This window comes from Kocuria himachalensis (assembly GCF_054784195.1).
Map to the genome: position 1 here is coordinate 14,244 of NZ_BAAGPL010000010.1, position 17,466 is coordinate 31,709.

Here is a 17,466-nt window from a genome sequence, read left to right on the forward strand (position 1 = left end):
ACCCCAGGTTCCCCGGCGAGACCGCCCAGGAGAGTGGATGGAAGAGAAGATCGTCGTGCACGGGCCCACCGCGGTCAACGGCACCCTGCGCGTCTCCGGCGCCAAGAACAGCGTGCTGAAGCTGATGGCGGCGGCGCTGCTGGCCGAGGGCGAGTCCACCATCACGAACGTCCCCGAGATCCACGACGTCACGATCATGGCGGAGCTGTTGCGCCGGCTCGGCTGCGCCGTGGCCTACGAGCGCGCCGAGAAGACGGTCCGGATCGACGTCCCGCCGGTGCTGCACCACCAGGCGGACTACGACCTGGTGCGGGCGATGCGCGCGTCGATCTCCGTGCTCGGCCCCCTGGTCGCCCGGTGCCGCGTGGCCGAGGTGGCACTGCCCGGCGGGGACGCCATCGGCTCCCGCGGACTGGACATGCACCGCGCGGGACTGGAGGCGATGGGGGCGGTGCTGCAGATCGAGCGCGGCTACCTCGTGGCGTCCGTGCCCCGGAGCCTGCGCGGGACGCACTTCCGGCTGGACTACCCCTCCGTGGGAGCGACGGAGAACCTCATGATGGCCGCGACGCTGGCCGAGGGCACCACCGTGATCGACAACGCGGCGCGGGAGCCGGAGATCGTCGACATCGGGCGGATGCTGCAGGGCATGGGCGCCCGGATCGAGGGCCTGGGCACGAGCACCGTCACGGTCGTCGGGGTGGCGTCCCTGCGCCCGGTCGAGCACCGGACGGTGCCGGACCGCATCGTGGCAGGCACGTGGGCCTTCGCGGCGGCCGTGACCGGCGGAACCGTGCGGATCGAGGGCGCGGAGCCGGGCCACCTGGCGGTGGTGCTCGACAAGCTGCGCGCGGCCGGGTGCCGCGTGGACACGAAGGACGGCGCCCTGGTGGTGACCGGGCCGGAGCGTCCCCGGGCGATCAACGTCTCCACCCTCCCGTACCCGGGGTTCCCCACCGACCTGCAGCCGTTCGTGGTCGCGCTCAACGCGGTGGCCGACGGCTCCGGCATGGTCACCGAGAACGTCTTCGAGGCCCGATGGGGCTTCACGGCCGAGCTGGAGCGGCTGGGCGCAAGCGTGCGCCTCGACGGCCACCACGCCCTCGTCGCCGGGATGCCCGTGCTCTCCGGGGCGCCCGTGGAGGCGAAGGACATCCGGGCCGGCGCGGCCCTGGTGATCGCCGGGATGGCCGCGGTGGGCACGACCGACGTGCACGGTGTGGAGCACGTGGACCGCGGCTACGAGCACTTCGTGGAGCAGCTCGCGGCGGCCGGGGCCGCCGTCGAACGGCACCTGGCCGGCACCGCGTACTGAGCTGCCGGTCGGGCACGGAAGAGCCCCGCACCCGGGACGGGTGCGGGGCTCCTGCTCAGCCGGTGCGCGGGAAGCGGATCAGATGAGCGTGACGCCGGTGGCCTGCGGGCCCTTCTGGCCCTGGCCGATCTCGAACTCGACGCGCTGGTTCTCCTCGAGGGTGCGGAAGCCGCCCGACTGGATCTCTGAGTAGTGGACGAAGACGTCCGAGTCGGAGTCGTCGGGGGTGATGAAGCCGAAGCCCTTTTCGGCGTTGAACCACTTGACGGTGCCCTGGGCCATGAAGATCTCTCCTTGCGAGATGGTGCGAAACGTGTGCACAGGTCGTGCACGGAAGGGCGGTACCACGAGATGAGCCGAGGGCCGAGGCCTCCGTTCCCGAGGGAGGGAGACCAGGGCCAGGGTCGAACGTCACGCTCGCTTACCCGTTCTGCGAGCATGCAAAACATGGAACGAAGAACATGTTCAGCTTCACACACTCCCCGGGGGCGGTCAACGTTGTTCGCCTGCTGATCATCGCGTGTTGCGCGCTGTTCGCCGACCGCGTGATCGCCCCCGCGCCCGGCCGGGGACCATGAAGCCCGGCGGTGGGCTCAGAAGAGGCGCGAGTCGCTGTCGTCGAGCCCGCGCATCTCGTCGTAGTCGAGGGTGAGGCACGCGATGCCCCGGTCCTCGGCGAGCACCCGGGCCTGGGGCCTGATGAGCTGGGCGGCGTACACTCCGCGCACGGGCGCCAGGAGAGGGTCGCGGTTGAGCAGCTCGAGGTACCGGGTGAGCTGCTCGACGCCGTCGATGTCGCCTCGGCGCTTGAGCTCGACCGCCACGGTGGCGCCGGCGGCGTCGCGGGCCAGGATGTCGACCGGCCCGATCACGGTGGGGTACTCGCGGCGGACGAGGGTGTGCCCCGAGCCGAGGCGGTGGATCTGCTCGGCGAGCAGGCGCTGGAGGTCCGCCTCGACCCCGTCCTTCACCAGCCCGGGGTCGCTGCCCAGCTCGTGGGAGACGTCCTCGTGGATCTCGAACACCTGGATGACCAGGCGGTCGTCGCTCTTGGCGGCCTGAACGGTCCACGTCTGCAGGACCCCCTCGGCCGCGAGCTCCGCCCCGGGCTCGCCGACGTGCAGGCGGGCGGGCGGGCTCATCCAGTTCAGGGGCTTGTAGCTGCCGCCGTCCGAGTGGACGAGCACGGAGCCGTCGGCCTTCACGAGCAGAAGACGCCGGGCGGCGGGCAGGTGGGCGCGCAGACGCCCTTCGTAGTCGACGGAGCAATCGGCAATGACAAGACGCACGCGCTCCAGCCTAGCGCTCCGCGGGAGCGGGACCGGACCCGGTGGCACCCGTGTGAGACGATGGCGCCGTGCCACGCTCCAACCACTCCTCGCGACGCCGCCACGGCGGCCCCGGCGCCGGCCCGCGCGCCAGCAAGTGGCAGCGCGGCGCGGCGCAGGAGCCGTGGTCGGTCGAACGCGTCCTGGAGCCGGCGCCCACGGTGGAGCGCTCGGCGGACGGGGACTGGCTGGTCCGCCACGTCCGGCCCGTCAACGCCGTCAAGACCTACACCTGCCCCGGCTGTGGCCGGTCGATCCCGCCGGGGATCGCGCACCTGGTCGTCTGGCAGCAGGACTCCCTGCTGGGGGCGCGCAGCGCCTTCGAGGACCGCCGCCACTGGCACGAGCGCTGCTGGCGCACCCGCCGCTGAGACCGTTGCCGTCCCTCGCCGCGGCCGCCGTCACGCCGGGAGCGGACACGGGGCCGCGCCGGTGGCCGAGCCGCCCCCCGGCGGTCGATAATCGTGGGAGACCCGCCGTTGCGCCGCCGTCGACCCGGACCACCGACCCGGACCGGCGGCCCAGACCACCGACCCGGACCACCGACCCAGCCCCCGACGCCGCCGGCCGAGCGGACCGCCGAGCCCGTCGTCGAGCCCTCAGGAGACGCCCCGTGAACGAGTTCCAGCACCAGCAGCCCCGCCGCACCGCCGAGACCGCTCCGCCGCCGCAGGAGGCCGCGCTCCCGTCGTCGGTGCGGGGCGCGGTGGACCTGGGCGCCGTGCCCGCCCCCGGCGGCCCGCCCGCGGGGGAGGACCGGGCGGGCGGGTACCGGCGGGAGGTGACCGCGGCGGACTTCCAGGAGGTCGCCCAGCTCTCCACCCAGGTACCGGTGGTCTTCGCCCTGTGGGCCCGCTTCAGCGAGCAGTCCGTGGCGTTCACCGACACCCTGGAGCAGGTCGTCGACCGCTACCGGGGGCGGCTCCTGCTGGCGTCCGTGGACGCCGAGGCGGCCCCCGAGATCGCCCAGATGTTCCAGGCGCAGTCCGTGCCCACCGTGGTGGCGCTGCTCGGCGGACGGCCCGTGCCGCTGTTCAACTCCACGGTCCCGCCCGAGCAGGTGGGCCAGCTCCTCGACGAGCTGCTCGCCCTCGCCGAGCAGAACGGGATCTCGGGCACCGTGGAGCCCGCGCGCGCCGACGACGAGCCGGAGCCGCTGCCCCCGCTGCACCAGGAGGCCGTGGACGCCCTCGAGGCGGGGGACGTCGACGCCGCCGAGGCCGCGTACCGGAAGGCGATCGCCGAGAACCCCGGGGACCGGGAGGCGAAGCTCGCCCTCGCCCAGGTGCACCTGCTCCAGCGCGTGCTGCCGCTGGACGCCGCGACGGCCCGCGCCGAGGCCGCCGCCGCCCCCGAGGACGTGGCGGCCCAGCTGGCCGTCGCCGATCTCGACGTCTCGGGCGGCCACGTGGAGGACGCCTTCCGGCGGCTGCTGGACCTGGTGCGGCGCACCGCCGGGGAGGACCGCGACGCCGTCCGGCTGCGCCTGCTCGAGCTCTTCGACGTGGTGGGCGCCGAGGACCCGCGCGTGGTGACCGCCCGCGGCGCCCTGATGCGCGCCCTGTTCTGAGTCCGCGCCCCTGACGGTCCCACCGCCTGACGGGGCCGCCCGCTCGGTGCTCCCGCGGCACCGGTGGCGCGGCCCGGGCTCCACCGTGCGACGGAGCGCACGCCCCGGGAGGGCGGGCCGGCCTCCGCCGCGCGCCGGAGGCGTGCCGGGTCCCCGCCTGCCTACGCTGGTGGCATGAGCCACCAGCACATCCCGCAGGCCGTCCCGGACCGGGCCGGCGAACCCGCGCCGGACGGGTCCGCGGCGCCGCCGCGCGGCGGGCCGCCGGCGCTGAGCGTGCGCGGGCTCGTCCGGGTCTTCGGCCGCCCGGGCACCCCCGAGGCCAAGGTCGCCGTGGACCGCGTGGACCTCGACGTTCCCCGCGGCTCCTTCTTCGGCCTCGTGGGGCGCAACGGCGCCGGCAAGACCACGATGCTGTCCATGGCGACCGGCCTCCTCCGCCCGACGGCGGGCAGCGCCCGCGTGGCCGGTGTCGACGTCTGGGCCGAGCCCCGGCGGGCCAAGCAGCTCATGGGCGTGCTGCCGGACGGGCTGCACCTGTTCGACCGGCTCACCGGGCGCCAGCTCGTCACCTACTCCGGTCTGCTGCGCGGCATGGACCGGGGAGTCGTGGCCGAGCGCACCGAGGACCTGCTGCGGGCCATGGACCTGGTGGCCGACGCCGGGACGCAGGTCCAGGACTACTCCGCCGGCATGACCAAGAAGATCGCGCTGGCCGGCGCCCTCATCCACGCCCCGAGTCTGCTGGTCCTCGACGAGCCGTTCGAGTCGGTCGATCCCGTCTCGGCCGCGAACATCCGCGAGATCCTGCACGGCTTCGTGTCCGCCGGCGGGACCGTGGTCGTCTCCAGCCACGTCATGGACCTCGTGCAGCGGATGTGCGACCACGTCGCCGTCATGGACCGGGGCCGGGTGCTGGCCGCCGGGACGGTCGACGAGGTCCGTGCCGGGGCCACGCTCGAGGACCGGTTCGTCGATCTGGTCGGCGGTCGCCGGGAGACGGGGGAGGGGCTGACGTGGCTGCGCCCGGAGTGAGCCGGGAGCTCGCCCCGGCCCCGGAGGGCCTCGCCCCCGCCCGGGCGGGCACCGCCGTCCTGGCCGGCCGCCTCGTGGGCCTGAAGGCGAGGATCCTCGTGAACACCCTGACCCGCAGCACCTGGGTGCTTGTGGGGACCGTGCTGGGTGCCGCCTACTTCGTGTTCCTGCTGGGCCTGGCCGTGGTGGCGCTGTTCCTGCTGGGACGCCAGGACCTGTCCCTGGTGCGCACCGTGCTCGTGCTGGCCGGGACGGCGGCCACGCTGGTCTGGTGGCTGCTGCCCGTCCTCGCGGCGCGCGCCGACGCCACGCTGGACCCGGCGCGCCTCGCCCTCCTGCCCCTCTCCGTGGGCCAGGTCCAGTGGGGTCAGGCGCTCGGCGCGCTCGTCGGCGTGCCGGGCGCGCTCACCGCCGTCGGTCTCCTCGCCACGGTGAGCTCCTGGCGCTCGTCCGCGGCCGCGCTGCTCGCGGCCCTCCTGTGCGTGCCGCTCGCGCTGGCCCTCGTGGTCACCGGCTCCCGCTGCGTCACGGCCCTCGCCGTCGGCCTCGGCCGCCGCCGGCGGCTCACGGAGCTGGTCTCGCTGGCCGCGCTCGTGGTCCTGGTGCTGCTCGGCCCCATCGTCACCGGTCTGCTCAGCGGGCTGGAGCGGCTGTGGGACCGGCTGCCGCAGTACGCCGGCGTGCTGGCGTGGACGCCGGTCGGCGCCGTCTGGGCCGTCCCGGCCGACGTCGCCGCCGGCCGGTGGGGATCCGCCGCGGCCCGGCTGGTCGTCACGGTCCTGACGGTCGTCGTCCTCGTCCTCGTCTGGCGCGTGGCGCAGGAGCGGGCCCTGACCAGCACGGCCGGCCGGCGGACCGCGGCCCCGCGCGAGGGGGCCGCCGGCGCGGGGCTGTTCGACCGCGCGCCCCGGCGTCCCTGGGCGGCCGTCGCGGCCCGGTGCCTGATCTACTGGGTCCGGGACCCCCGCTACGCGGCCGGTCTGCTCGTCATCCCCGCCCTCGCCGTGCTGATCTGGTTCTCCCGGGACCCGGGGGGAGGCAGCCTCTTCCTCTACGGCCTGGGCCCGATGATCGCGGCGCTGCTCGCCTACCAGATCTCCGGCGACGTGTCCTACGACAACACCGCCCTGCACCTGCACGTCCTCTCCGGGGTGCGGGGCGTCCACGACCGCGCGGGCCGGGTGCTCGCGCTGCTCGTGATCGCCGTGCCGCTCACGGCGCTCGGGATCCTGCTGCCGTTCGCGGTCGAGGGCCGGTGGCAGCTGCTGCCCGGGATCGCGGGCACCGCGCTGCTGGCGCTGCTGGGCGGGGCGGGCCTGTCCTCGGTGATGTCCGCCCGGTACACCTACCCCGTGGCCCCGCCGGGCGCGTCGCCGCTGAAGACGCCGCAGGGCTTCACCGTCCTGAACGTGCTGGTGCAGTTCGTGGCGCTGGGGCTGATCCTCGTCCTCGTCCTGCCGGCCGCGGTCCCTCTCCTCGTGCAGGTCTTCACCGGCGATCCCGGGTGGGGATGGGCGGCGCTGGCCGCCGGGGCGGTGCTCGGCCCGCTGCTGTGCTGCGGCGGCATCGTCCTCGGCGGGCGCTGGTACGACCGGCGGGCCCCCGAGCTGCTCCAGGAGGTCGCCCAGTTCCGCTGAACCGGGCCGGCCGGTCGGTCCCCGGCGCACGCGGGCCGGCAGGGACGGGGTAAAGTGGCGCCCATGCATGTCTCAGCGGCGACCACCGGCACCCCGACGAACGGCCTGGACGACAGCCCCTACGGCACCGACCCGGCGCAGCCGGCCGGGGGCACCTCCACGATCGAGCGCGAGGAGACCAGGGAGCTCCAGGAGCCGGGCGACCACGAGCGCTTCGCGCACTACGTGCGCAAGGAGAAGATCATGGAGTCCGCCCTCTCCGGCGAGCCCGTGATCGCCCTGTGCGGCAAGGTCTGGGTCCCCGGCCGCGACCCGCAGCGGTTCCCGGTGTGCCCCACCTGCAAGGAGATCTACGACGGCCTGCGCCCCCCGAACGACCAGGGCGACGACCAGGGCTGAGCACCGCCCCCGAGCAAGCGCCCGCCGCCGGCGGGCGCTTTTGCGTGGCCCGCCGCCGCGCCCCCGTCACCCACCGCGGCCACGAGGCCGCGGGACCACGAGCGAAAGGACGTCGCCAGCGTGTCCCAGGACGACCAGCTCTCCTTGTTCGGCGCAGCAGCCGCCGACCTCCCCCCGGCCTATCCCGACCGCGCCGCGTGGGGCACCGCCCCCAAGCTGCGCGCCTGGCAGGCGGAGGCGCTCCAGCGCTACTTCGAGGCCCAGCCCCGGGACTACATGGCGGTCGCGACCCCTGGGGCGGGCAAGACGACCTTCGCGCTGCGGGTCGCCAAGGAGCTCTTCGACCGCGGGACCGTCAACCGGATCACGGTGGTGACGCCCACGGACCACCTCAAGCGGCAGTGGGCGGACGCCGCGGCCCGCGTGGGCCTGGCGATCGACCCGAACTTCAAGAACGCGGACGGCTCCCACGGCCGCGACTACCTGGGCGCGGCCGTGACCTACTCCCAGGTGGCGATGAAGCCGCTCCTGCACCGGGCCCGCACCGAGGCGGGCCGGACCCTGGTGATCATGGACGAGATCCACCACGCCGGGGACTCGCTCACGTGGGGCGACGGGCTGCAGGAGGCCTTCGACCCCGCCGCCCGCCGGCTCGCCCTGACCGGCACCCCCTTCCGCTCGGACACGGCGCCCATCCCGTTCGTGCGCTACCTGGAGGACGGGGACGGCATCCGCCGCTCGAGCGCCGACTACACCTACGGCTACGGCGACGCGCTCAAGGACCACGTGGTCCGGCCCGTGATCTTCCTCGCCTACTCGGGGCAGATGCGCTGGCGCACCAGCGCGGGGGAGGAGATGGCCGCGGAGCTCGGCGAGGGCTTCACGAAGGACATCACGGCCCACGCGTGGCGCACGGCCCTCGACCCGAACGGGCAGTGGATCCCGTCGGTGCTCCAGGCCGCGGACCAGCGGCTCACGGAGGTGCGGCGCACCGTGCCGGACGCCGGGGCGATGGTCATCGCGACCGACCACCAGGACGCGAAGGCCTACGCCGCGCAGCTGCGCCGGATCACCGGGGAGAACCCCACCGTGGTCCTCTCCGACGACAAGGGCGCCTCCGACCGGATCGACGAGTTCTCCGCGGGGGACAGCCGGTGGATGGTCGCCGTGCGCATGGTCTCCGAGGGCGTCGACGTCCCTCGCCTCGCCGTGGGCGTCTACGCGACGTCCACCTCGACGCCGCTGTTCTTCGCCCAGGCGGTCGGGCGCTTCGTGCGCGCCCGCAGGCGCGGGGAGACGGCGTCCGTCTTCCTGCCGTCCGTGCCGGCGCTGATGCAGCTCGCCAACGAGATGGAGGCCGAGCGGGACCACGCTCTCGACAAGCCCGCCGTGGAGGAGACCGGCCTGCCCGCGGACCCCCTCGAGGAGGGCTGGGACGACGACCTGCTCGAGGAGGCCAACCGCGAGGAGAAGGCGTCCGCGGCCCTCGCCCAGGGCCGGTTCGAGGCCATCGGCTCGGACGCGTCCTTCCACGGGGTCCTCTTCGACGGCGGCGCGTTCGGCGGCGGCGTGGCGGTGGGCTCGGAGGAGGAGGCGGACTTCCTCGGCATCCCGGGCCTGCTGGAGGCCGACCAGGTCTCGGCGCTGCTGCGGGAGCGGCAGTCCCAGCACGCCCGCCGGCGCCCGGGCGCCGCCCGGGCCCCGGAGCAGCCGGCGGTGCCCGACCACCGGCGGCTCAAGGAGCTGCGCTCGACCCTGTCCAAGAACGTCTCGGCCTGGGCGTCGCGCACGGGCACCCCGCACGGGATGGTGCACAACGAGCTGCGCCGCGTGTGCGGGGGCCCGCCGGTGGCGCAGGCCAACGAGGAGCAGCTCCAGGCGCGGGTCAAGAAGCTGCAGGACTGGTTCATCGGGCGCAAGTGAGCGGCGCCCGGCCGCGGCCCGCCCGGCAAGGGGCGGGCCGCGGCCGGGCACGACGGCGGGCGCCGGTCAGGACCGGACGACCTCGACCCCCGCCGCGGCCATCTCCCGCAGGGCGCGCTCAGTGCTCTCCTCGGCGACGCCCGCGGTGAGCCCCACCAGCACACGGGTGTCGTAGCCGGCCTCGACGGCGTCCAGGGCGGTCGCCCGCACGCAGTGGTCGGTCGCGAGGCCCACGATGTCCACGGCCTCGATCTCGTGCTCCCGCAGCCAATCGTCGAGGCTCACGTCCGGCTCGTCGTCGACGTCCTCGTCGTCGCCCATCGGCACGTCCGCGTCCGGGGCGAGGAGCCCCTCGAAGCCGGAGTAGGCGGCGTCGTGCTCGCCCTTGCGGAACCACGCCTGGATCCAGTCCGTGTCCAGGTCCGGGTGGAAGTGGGCCCCGCGGGACTCGGCGACGCAGTGCACGGGCCAGGACTGCACGTAGTCCGGCTCGTCGGAGAAGTGCGCCCCGGGGTCGATGTGCCAGTCCTGGGTGGCCGCGACGGCCGCGTAGTCCCCGTGGTGGTCCTCCAGGTGCTCCGACACGGCGGCGGCCACCGCCGCGCCTCCGGCGACGGCCAGCGAGCCGCCCTCGCAGAAGTCGTTCTGCACGTCGACGACGATCAGTGCGGTCCTCATGGTGTTCCTCCCTCTGTTCGGTGGGTCTCGCTCGGTGGATCCCGTCCGGCGGCGTCCGCCCGGACGGCCGCTCAGGCCGGGGCGTCCGGCCCCAGCACGGTCGGGATCACGGGGTCGCCCTCGCTGAGCCGCCGGGCCGAGCGGGGCAGCTCCGCCACGGACGCCGCGTGCCGCTCCCGGGCCCGCCGGACCCCGGCCGGCCCGGTCCAGCCGTCCAGCAGCTCGCCGTCGCGGACGAACTCCTCGAGCAGCGGCCGGTCGTCGCCGTCGTCGTCGGGCAGCCGGCCGATCCCGACCAACTCGTGGGTCGCCGTGCCCTTCTCGTCCCGGCGCCGCAGGGCGTGCTTGCGCCCGCCCACGGACACCTTGCCCTTGGCGGCCTTCGCCACGGGGCGCAGCTCTCCGGAGGAGTCCTCGCGGGCCACCAGCTTGTAGACCATCGACGACGTCGGCGCCCCGGAGCCGGTGACCACGCGGGTGCCGACGCCGAACGCGTCGACGGGTGCGGCGTTCAGGGCCGCGATCGCGTACTCGTCCAGGTCGGAGGTGACGGTGATGCGGGTGCCCGGGTTGCCCAGCTCGTCGAGGAGCTCGCGCACCCAGGCGGCCTGGGTCACGAGGTCGCCCGAGTCCAGGCGCACGCCGCCCAGCTCGGGACCCGCGAGCTCCACGGCCTTCCGGACCGCGGTCTCGACGTCGTAGGTGTCGACGAGCAGGGTGGTGTCCCGGCCCATGGACTGGAGCTGGGCGCGGAAGGCGTCCTCCTCCGAGTCGTGCAGGAGCGTGAAGGAGTGGGCTGCCGTCCCGACGGTCCGGATCCCGTAGCGGTGCCCGGCCTCGAGGTTCGACGTAGAGTCGAAGCCGCCGATCACCGCCGCCCGCGCGGCCGCGACGGCGGCCTCCTCGTGGGCGCGCCGGGAGCCCATCTCGATGCACGGGCGCCCCGCCGCGGCCCCCACCATGCGGGAGGCGGCCGAGGCCACGGCGCTGTCGTAGTTGAGCACCGACAGGAAGTACGTCTCGAGCACGCACGCCTCGGCGAACGTGGCCTCGACCACGAGCAGCGGCGAGGAGGGGAAGTACGCCTCGCCCTCGGCGTAGCCGGAGATCGACCCGGTGAACCGGAAGTCGGCGAGGTGGTCCAGGGTGGCCTGGTTGACCACGCCGGTGTCCTCGAGGAAGGCCAGCTGCTCGTCGCCGAAGCGGAAGCTGTCGAGCCCCTCGAGCAGGCGCCCCGTGCCCGCCACCACGCCGTAGCGGCGGCCCGCCGGCAGCCGCCGGGCGAACACCTCGAACACGCTGCGCCGCTGCGCGGTGCCGGCGTGCAGGGCGGCCTGCAGCATGGTCAGCTCGTAGTGGTCGGTCATCAGGGACGTGGGCGGCGGGGCCCACCGGTGGCTGCGCTGGTTCACGGGCACCACTCTAGCGACGCCGCCGGTGCGCCCCGCGTCCGGCACTCGCTACGATGGACGGACCATGCACTGCGCTACTCCCGCCGCCGCCCGCCCCGCGGCCACCGCCACCCCGGAGACCGGCACCCGGCCCACCGGCGCGACGTCCGTGGCCACGGAGACCGAGACCCCGTGGAACGTGGTCGTGTGGGACGACCCCGTCAACCTCATGAGCTACGTCACGTACGTGTTCCGCTCCTACTTCGGCTACCCGGAGGAGAAGGCCCGCTCCCTCATGCTGGAGGTCCACCACCACGGGCGCTCCGTGGTGGCCAGCGGCTCCCTCGAGGAGGCCGAGACCCACACCGCGGCGATGCACGGCTTCGGGCTGTGGGCCACCTTCGAGCAGGCGGGGGGCCACTGATGGCGCAGGGTTTCCGGTCCACCCGCCGGGGCATCACCGCCCGCTTCGAGGAGCCCGAGAAGGAGCTGCTGCAGAAGCTGTTCGCGGACGTCGCCCAGGCGCTCGCCCCCGAGCAGCCGGCCTCGGAGGACTCGCTCGAGCGGATGCTGGGCGTGTCCGGGGACGCCACCGTCCCCGACGACTCCGCGCTCCGGCGTCTGCTGCCCGACGGCAGCCTGGACCCCGAGCGGGCCGCCGAGTTCCGCCGGTACACGGAGCGGGGGCTGCGGGAGACCAAGCGGGGCGTGCTGAAGCAGGCGGCCCTGGCGCTGGAGGCCCAGCCCGTGCGGCTGGACCCGGAGCAGGCGCAGGCCTTCGGCCAGGCCCTCAACGACGTGCGGCTGGTGCTGGCGGACCGCCTGGGGATCCGCAGCGAGGCCGACGCCGAGCGCGTGGGCCGCTACGACGACTGGTCCGCGATCGAGGACGTGGAGACGTACATGTCGCTCCTGTACAACTTCGTCTCGTGGCTGCAGGAGACCCTCATGGAGGCCCTGCTCCACGACCTGCCCCGGGACTGACCGGCCACGACACCCCGCGGGGACCCCGCCCCGGCGGGGGGTGACGCGCATCACGGCGGCACGGCCGCGGTGCGGTTTGGGGCGGCGGCACGCCCGGGACTACGCTCTTGTCGATATGCAGGATGACGATGTCTTCGGGGCCGGCGGCCGGGCCGCACGGCGCCCCAACCCCGGTTCACCCATCGGCGTGTTCGACTCCGGGGTGGGCGGTCTCACCGTGGCCCGCGCCATCATCGACCAGCTGCCCCACGAGGAGATCGTCTACGTGGGCGACACCGCGCACGGGCCCTACGGGCCGCTGCCGATCGCCGAGGTCCGGGCGCACGCCCTGCGCATCATGGACGAGCTGGTGGACTCCGGCGTCAAGCTGCTGGTGATCGCCTGCAACACGGCGTCCGCCGCGGTGCTGCGCGACGCCCGGGAGCGCTACACCCGGGTCTACGGGATCCCCGTGGTGGAGGTCATCCAGCCGGCGGTGCGCCGAGCGGTCGCCTCGACCCGCAACGGCCGGGTCGGGGTCATCGGCACGGAGGCGACGGTCGGGTCCCGCGCCTACGACGACACGTTCGCCGCCGCGCCCCACCTGCGGATCGACTCGGTGGCCTGCCCGGCGTTCGTCGACTACGTGGAGGCGGGCGTCACCACGGGGCCCGGCCTGCTGGCCACGGCCCAGGCGTACCTGGACCCGCTGCGCGAGGCCGACGTGGACACCCTGGTGCTGGGCTGCACCCACTACCCCCTGCTCACCGGGGTGATCTCCTACGTCATGGGCGACGCCGTCACACTGGTCTCCAGCGCGGAGGAGACCGCCAAGGACGTCTACCGCGCGCTGGTCGGCCACGGGCTCGAGCGGGACCCGAGCCTGCCCGCCCACCACGAGTTCCTCGCCACCGGGGACGCCGCGTCCTTCGAGGTCCTCGCCCGGCGGTTCCTGGGGCCGGAGGTCGCCCGCGTCCGGCACACCAGCTCCGTGGCGGAGCAGTACCCCACGGGCTCGCTCGCGCGGATCACCCCGGAGATGATCGGGGGCACCGGCCCGTCCGCGCCCTGAGCAGCTCCGCGGCCGGTGCGGCCGCCGTCCCACCGGTACTCCCTGGAAGGCACACGCTCCATGAAACTCACCATCGTCGGATGCACCGGCTCCTTCGCGGGGCCGAACTCCCCGGCCTCCTGCTACCTCGTCAGCGGCGAGGACGCCGAGGGGCGGACCTGGCGCATCCATGCTGGACATGGGCAACGGCGCCCTGGGCGTGCTGCAGCGCCACATGGACCTGCACGACATCGACGCCGTGCTCGTCAGCCATCTGCACCCCGACCACTGCATCGACCTGGCCGGGCTGCACGTGGCGATCAAGTGGGACCCGCGGGGCTGGGGCCGCCCCCCGATCCCCCTGTGGGCGCCCACCGGCCTCCACGAGTACCTCAGCAGCACCCACGGGCTCCCCCCGGAGCCCGGGATGCACGGCGAGTTCGACTTCCACACGTGGGTCCCGGAGGAGCCCGTGCGGGTGGGGCCGTTCGCGATCACGCCCTTCCGGGTGGAGCACCCCACCCCCGAGCCGTACGCCCTGCGCATCGACTACGACGGGGTCATGGGCCCCAGCACCCTGGCCTACTCGGGGGACACCGACGCGTGCGAGGGCCTCGTGCGCGCCGCCCGGGACGCCGACGTCTTCCTGTGCGAGGCCGCCTACCACGAGGGTCGCGACGACGCGCTGCGCGGCATCCACCTCACCGGCCGGCGCGCCGCGGAGGCCGCCCGGGACGCCGGGGCGCGCAAGCTGCTGCTGACGCACCTGCCGGTGTGGAACTCCCCGACGCGGGCCGTCGAGGAGGCCCAGGAGGTCTTCGAGGGCCCCATCGGGGTGGCCCAGCCCGCCTACACCTACCCGATCGTCCGCCGGGGCAGCGGCCGTCCCGCCGCCGCGGTCGGACCCTGAGCCCCCGCCGCCGGCGACCGGGCCGGGCCCGCGGAGCCGCGGGGTAAGGTGGAGCACATGGATTCCCCCGTCGACCAGACCGCACCGGCCCCCTCGACCCCGGGGGCGACCCGGTCGGACGGCCGTTCGCCCGGCGAGCTGCGGCCCATCACGATCACCCGCGGCTGGTCCCAGCAGGCGGAGGGGTCCGCCCTCATCGAGTTCGGCAGCACCCGGGTGCTGTGCACCGCGTCCGTGACCGAGGGTGTCCCGCGCTGGCTCAAGGGGGAGGGCCGCGGCTGGGTGACCGCCGAGTACGCGATGCTCCCTCGGGCCACCTCCACCCGGTCCGCCCGCGAGTCCGTGAAGGGCAAGATCGGCGGGCGCACCCACGAGATCTCGCGGCTCATCGGCCGCTCCCTGCGCTCGGTCATCGACCTCTCCGCCCTGGGCGAGAACACCGTGGTCCTCGACTGCGACGTCCTCCAGGCCGACGGCGGGACCCGCACCGCGGCCATCACGGGCGCCTACGTGGCCCTGGCCGAGGCCATCGGCTGGGCGCGGGCCGAGGGGCTCATCGCCCGCCGCGCGCAGCCGCTCACCGACACCGTGGCCGCCGTGTCCGTGGGCATCATCGACGGCGTGCCGATGCTCGACCTCCCGTACGTCGAGGACGTCCGGGCCGAGACCGACATGAACGTGGTGGTCACCGGGTCCGGCGACTTCGTGGAGGTGCAGGGCACGGCCGAGGGCGCCCCCTTCGACCGCGCCGAGCTCGACGCCCTGCTCGACCTCGCGCTGGCCGGCTGCGCCCAGCTCACCCAGATCCAGGTCGAGACCCTGCGCGAGGCCGACGATGGGTGAGCACGACGGCGCCCGGGTGGTGCTCGCCACGCACAACCGGGGCAAGCTCGCCGAGCTGCGGGACCTGCTCGCGGCCGCGCGGCCCGGAGCCGACGTGGAGCGGCTCGTCGTGGACGCCGCCGCGGCGGGCGCCCCCGACGTCGTCGAGGACGGCACCACCTTCGAGGCCAACGCCCTGCTCAAGGCCCGCTCCGCGGCCGCCGCGACCGGGCTCGTCGCCGTGGCCGACGACTCCGGCCTGGCCGTCGACGTGCTGGGCGGGGCCCCGGGGATCTTCTCCGCGCGCTGGTCCGGCCGGCACGGCGACGACGCCGCGAACCTGAGGCTGCTGCTCGCCCAGCTCTCCGACGTCCCCGACACCCACCGCGGGGCACAGTTCGTGTGCGCCGCCGCGCTCGTCACCCCGGACGGCCACGAGCACGTGGAGACCGGGACCCTGCGCGGCACCCTGCTGCGGGAGCCGGTGGGGGACGGCGGCTTCGGCTACGACCCCGTGCTCCGCCCCGACGGGCTCGACCGGACCTGCGCCGAGCTCACGCGCGCGGAGAAGAACTCCATCAGCCATCGCGGGCGCGCGATGCGAGCCCTGCTCCCGCACCTGCTGGCCGCCGTCGATCCCGCCGCCGCCCCCGACTGACCCACGTCCGAACCGAGGAATCTGACCATGCCCTGGTCGCAGCTCCACCACCTGCCGTTCGCCGGCGCCGTCGAGTCCGTGCTGCGCGAGGCCGGCATGAGCGCCGACCCGAGCCAGTGGGAGGTGCACGCCGGCGGGTCCGCCCACGTGGTCGTGAACGTGGGTCACGTGATCTCCGTGCGGATCGCCAAGAACGCCACGGTCTGCGAGCACGTCCAGCGCCGCACGGAGGTGCTGCGGAGGCTGCCCCGCTTCTCGTTCGCGACCCCGCGGCCGCTCACCGGCGTGGTGGTCTCCCACGGCTACACCGGGGTGGGCCTGACGTGGTTGCCCGGCCACCCGCACCCGCCCGGGCACGGGGACCCGGCCGTGCTGCACCGGGTGCTGACCGAGCTGGCCGAGGTCGACACCGCGGGGTTCGCGCGCTACCTCGACCGTCCCGGTCAGCACTGGGGCGGCCACCGGCGGCGGCACGTGCTCCTCGACGAGGTCATCCCGCGGCTGCTGCCCCGCAACCAGGAGGCCGCGCGGCGGGCCGTGGCCGAGCTCGCGGCGCTGCCCACCGTGGTGCCGACCCTGGTGCACGGGGACCTCATGGGGCACAACATGCTGTGGGACGGTGACGAGCTCACGGGCATCATCGACTGGGACCACGCCTGCCTGTCCGACCCCGCGCACGACGCCGCGTCCCTCGGGCTGTGGTACGGCTGGGAGACCCTGCGCGCCGCCGTCTCGGAGACCGTGTACGAGCGGGCCCGGCTGCACGCGCGCACGTTCCCGCTGCAGGCCGTCGCGTACGCGCTGCACCACGACCTCGACACCGCGCAGGTCAACCAGTCCATCGCCCGGGCCGACGACTGGATAGAGACCAATCTGCGCGGCGTCTCCGCCTGAGCGGGGGCAGTAGGCTGTTCCGGTGCCGTCTCCCGCTTCCCCCGCCACGACCACCGCCAGGCCCGCCGCGGACCCGCCGTCCCTCTCCTTCACCGCCATCGACTTCGAGACCGCGAACCGCTTCATCGGCTCGCCGTGCGCCGTGGGCCTCGTGCGGGTCCGCGGCGGGAGGGTGGTGGCGGAGCGCTCCGCGTACATGCGGCCACCGCGCACCCGCGCGGACTTCGACCCCGGCAACACGCGCATCCACGGGATCACCGAGCGCACGGTCGCGGGCCACCCCGGTTTCGCCGAGCTGTGGCCGCGGATCGAGGACTGGATCCTGGCGGAGGATCCCGACGAGCTCGTGGTCGCGCACAACGCCGCGTTCGACATGGGGGTGATCCGCGCCGCGTGCGCGGAGACGGACACGCGGCACGCCCCGCTGGCGTACGCGTGCAGCCTGGCGCTGGCCCGGCGCGGCTACGACCTGCCGTCCTACGCGCTGCCCCGGGCGGCCGAGGCCGCCGGGGTGCCACTGCGCCGCCACCACGACGCCCTCGAGGACGCCCGGGCGTGCGCGGGGATCGTGGTGGACCTGGTCCACCGGGCCGGTGCGGGCACCGTCCGGGAGCTGCTCGCCGGCGTGGGCCTGAGCGTCAGGCGCCTGGCAGCGCCCCCACTTCCCTGAGCCAGCGCTCGGCCGTCTCCGCCACCGCGTCCCCGGCGTCCAGCCGGGCGCGCCACTCCGGCGGCAGCGCGGCCGTCCCGAGGGCCGCGCCCGTGACGGCCCCGGCGATGGCCCCCGCCGCGGCCGGGTCGCCGGCGTGGGCGGTGCCCAGTTCCACCGCGCGACGGAACACGGCCCGCGGGTCCCCGGCCCCCGGCGCCTCGGCCTCCGCGCGCAGGGCCG

The 17,466-nt window shown here is 74.8% G+C and carries 18 protein-coding genes and 2 pseudogenes; 15 read left to right on the forward strand and 5 right to left on the reverse strand.

What is annotated here, in order from left to right; all coding sequences use genetic code 11:
- The first annotated feature begins 37 nt into the window (after nt 1–37).
- Complete coding sequence (gene murA / locus ACYVM4_RS08105; RefSeq protein WP_460668192.1) at nt 38–1,315, forward strand: UDP-N-acetylglucosamine 1-carboxyvinyltransferase; 1,278 nt, start codon at nt 38–40, stop codon at nt 1,313–1,315.
- Nucleotides 1,316–1,393: 78 nt separating this feature from the next.
- Here the strand turns inward: murA and ACYVM4_RS08110 are convergent, their stop codons facing one another.
- Nucleotides 1,394–1,597: a cold-shock protein gene (locus ACYVM4_RS08110; RefSeq protein WP_017833253.1), complete on the reverse strand. Its 204-nt coding sequence runs from the start codon at nt 1,595–1,597 to the stop codon at nt 1,394–1,396.
- A gap of 311 nt (nt 1,598–1,908) precedes the next feature.
- Nucleotides 1,909–2,604 carry an endonuclease NucS gene (gene nucS / locus ACYVM4_RS08115; RefSeq protein WP_460668193.1) on the reverse strand — a complete coding sequence of 232 codons (696 nt, stop codon included), beginning with the start codon at nt 2,602–2,604 and terminating at the stop codon, nt 1,909–1,911.
- Nucleotides 2,605–2,672: 68 nt separating this feature from the next.
- On the opposite strand from nucS, the gene ACYVM4_RS08120 reads away from it, so the two are divergent.
- The 6 genes from ACYVM4_RS08120 to ACYVM4_RS08145 all read left to right on the forward strand — a co-directional run bounded on the left by ACYVM4_RS08120 (nt 2,673) and on the right by ACYVM4_RS08145 (nt 9,207).
- Nucleotides 2,673–3,014: an ATP/GTP-binding protein gene (locus tag ACYVM4_RS08120; RefSeq protein ID WP_368820172.1), complete on the forward strand. Its 342-nt coding sequence runs from the start codon at nt 2,673–2,675 to the stop codon at nt 3,012–3,014.
- Between the two features lie 242 nt (nt 3,015–3,256).
- Complete coding sequence (locus tag ACYVM4_RS08125) at nt 3,257–4,213, forward strand: tetratricopeptide repeat protein (protein ID WP_460668194.1); 957 nt, start codon at nt 3,257–3,259, stop codon at nt 4,211–4,213.
- A gap of 174 nt (nt 4,214–4,387) precedes the next feature.
- Entirely contained in the window at nt 4,388–5,248 is an 861-nt protein-coding gene (locus tag ACYVM4_RS08130; protein ID WP_460668195.1) for an ABC transporter ATP-binding protein, read from the forward strand.
- Nucleotides 5,230–6,885 (forward strand): hypothetical protein, encoded by a 1,656-nt coding sequence (locus tag ACYVM4_RS08135; protein ID WP_368820169.1) that lies wholly within the window; start codon nt 5,230–5,232, stop codon nt 6,883–6,885. Before ACYVM4_RS08130 ends, ACYVM4_RS08135 begins: the two co-directional genes overlap by 19 nt.
- Before the next feature lie 63 nt (nt 6,886–6,948).
- Nucleotides 6,949–7,284 carry a DUF3039 domain-containing protein gene (locus ACYVM4_RS08140; RefSeq protein WP_157571420.1) on the forward strand — a complete coding sequence of 112 codons (336 nt, stop codon included), beginning with the start codon at nt 6,949–6,951 and terminating at the stop codon, nt 7,282–7,284.
- 120 nt (nt 7,285–7,404) lie between these two features.
- On the forward strand, nt 7,405–9,207 hold the full coding sequence (locus tag ACYVM4_RS08145; RefSeq protein WP_460668196.1) for a DEAD/DEAH box helicase: 1,803 nt from the start codon (nt 7,405–7,407) through the stop codon (nt 9,205–9,207).
- A 66-nt stretch (nt 9,208–9,273) separates the two neighbouring features.
- Here ACYVM4_RS08145 and ACYVM4_RS08150 read toward each other — a convergent pair whose 3' ends face one another.
- Together ACYVM4_RS08150 and ACYVM4_RS08155 are read right to left on the reverse strand one after the other, a co-directional pair.
- A complete protein-coding gene (locus ACYVM4_RS08150) occupies nt 9,274–9,885 on the reverse strand; it encodes an isochorismatase family protein (RefSeq protein WP_460668197.1) in 612 nt (203 codons plus the stop codon).
- A 71-nt stretch (nt 9,886–9,956) separates the two neighbouring features.
- Nucleotides 9,957–11,306 (reverse strand): nicotinate phosphoribosyltransferase, encoded by a 1,350-nt coding sequence (locus ACYVM4_RS08155; protein ID WP_460668198.1) that lies wholly within the window; start codon nt 11,304–11,306, stop codon nt 9,957–9,959.
- A 55-nt stretch (nt 11,307–11,361) separates the two neighbouring features.
- Between ACYVM4_RS08155 and clpS the strand changes: the two genes are divergently transcribed.
- The 8 genes and pseudogenes from clpS (at nt 11,362) to ACYVM4_RS08195 (ending at nt 17,244) form a co-directional block, all read left to right on the forward strand.
- Nucleotides 11,362–11,700 carry an ATP-dependent Clp protease adapter ClpS gene (clpS, locus tag ACYVM4_RS08160; RefSeq protein WP_017833243.1) on the forward strand — a complete coding sequence of 113 codons (339 nt, stop codon included), beginning with the start codon at nt 11,362–11,364 and terminating at the stop codon, nt 11,698–11,700.
- A complete protein-coding gene (locus ACYVM4_RS08165) occupies nt 11,700–12,260 on the forward strand; it encodes a DUF2017 domain-containing protein (RefSeq protein WP_368820164.1) in 561 nt (186 codons plus the stop codon). The genes clpS and ACYVM4_RS08165 overlap by 1 nt, the downstream gene beginning before the upstream one ends.
- 115 nt (nt 12,261–12,375) lie before the next feature.
- Complete coding sequence (gene murI / locus ACYVM4_RS08170) at nt 12,376–13,311, forward strand: glutamate racemase (RefSeq protein WP_368820163.1); 936 nt, start codon at nt 12,376–12,378, stop codon at nt 13,309–13,311.
- A 60-nt stretch (nt 13,312–13,371) separates the two neighbouring features.
- Nucleotides 13,372–14,200, forward strand: a pseudogene (locus ACYVM4_RS08175) (MBL fold metallo-hydrolase).
- A 57-nt stretch (nt 14,201–14,257) separates the two neighbouring features.
- Nucleotides 14,258–15,043: a ribonuclease PH gene (gene rph / locus ACYVM4_RS08180; RefSeq protein WP_368820161.1), complete on the forward strand. Its 786-nt coding sequence runs from the start codon at nt 14,258–14,260 to the stop codon at nt 15,041–15,043.
- On the forward strand, nt 15,036–15,680 hold the full coding sequence (gene rdgB, locus ACYVM4_RS08185; protein ID WP_460668199.1) for an RdgB/HAM1 family non-canonical purine NTP pyrophosphatase: 645 nt from the start codon (nt 15,036–15,038) through the stop codon (nt 15,678–15,680). The genes rph and rdgB overlap by 8 nt, the downstream gene beginning before the upstream one ends.
- 27 nt (nt 15,681–15,707) lie before the next feature.
- A complete protein-coding gene (locus ACYVM4_RS08190) occupies nt 15,708–16,574 on the forward strand; it encodes an aminoglycoside phosphotransferase family protein (RefSeq protein ID WP_368820159.1) in 867 nt (288 codons plus the stop codon).
- 22 nt (nt 16,575–16,596) lie between these two features.
- Complete coding sequence (locus tag ACYVM4_RS08195) at nt 16,597–17,244, forward strand: 3'-5' exonuclease (protein ID WP_368820158.1); 648 nt, start codon at nt 16,597–16,599, stop codon at nt 17,242–17,244.
- Here ACYVM4_RS08195 and ACYVM4_RS08200 read toward each other — a convergent pair.
- Nucleotides 17,213–17,466 (reverse strand): annotated as a pseudogene (locus ACYVM4_RS08200) (hypothetical protein); the annotation flags it as partial. The gene ACYVM4_RS08195 and the pseudogene ACYVM4_RS08200 sit on opposite strands and share 32 nt — an antisense overlap.